The following is a 564-nucleotide window of genomic DNA, read 5'->3' as shown; positions in this document are numbered from 1 at the left end:
GCGAAGATCATGGTGCGGTAGCCGAACAGGGGTTTGCGGCTGAACACCGGGATGACCTCGGTGATGATCCCGAAGAACGGCAACGCCACGATGTAGACCTCGGGGTGGCCGAAGAACCAGAACAGGTGCTGCCACAGGATCGCCCCACCGTTGGCCGGGTCGAACACGTGCGCCCCGAACATGCGATCGACCAACTGGCCGAACAGGGCCGCGGTCAGGATCGGGAACGCGATCAGGATCAGCACCGCGGTGAAGAAGATGTTCCAGGTGAAGATGGGCATCCGGAACATCGTCATCCCCGGTGCCCGCAGGCAGATCACCGTGGTGATCATGTTGACCGCGCCCAGGATGGTGCCCAGCCCGGACACGATCAACCCGACGTGCCACAGGTCCGCGCCGACGCCGGGGCTGTGGGTCTCGCTGTTGAGCGGCGCGTAGGCGTACCAGCCGAAGTCCGCCGCCCCGCCGGGGGTGACGAACCCGGCCACCACGATCAGGCCACCGAACAGGAACAGCCAGTACGACAGCGCGTTCAACCGGGGGAACGCCACATCCGGCGACCCG

At 65.8% G+C, this 564-nt stretch carries 1 protein-coding gene; it reads right to left on the bottom strand.

Translation table 11 applies throughout. The annotated features are described in order from the left end of the window. Window positions 1-564 (bottom strand): cbb3-type cytochrome c oxidase subunit I (locus tag KME75_RS42315; protein WP_219420721.1); only part of this gene is annotated, 564 nt, incomplete at both ends.

This window comes from Pseudonocardia nigra (assembly GCF_019396355.1).
Classification (GTDB): domain Bacteria; phylum Actinomycetota; class Actinomycetes; order Mycobacteriales; family Pseudonocardiaceae; genus Pseudonocardia; species Pseudonocardia nigra.
Note: the sequence above shows the minus strand (reverse complement) of the source record. Positions and strands in the feature narration are given on the sequence as shown.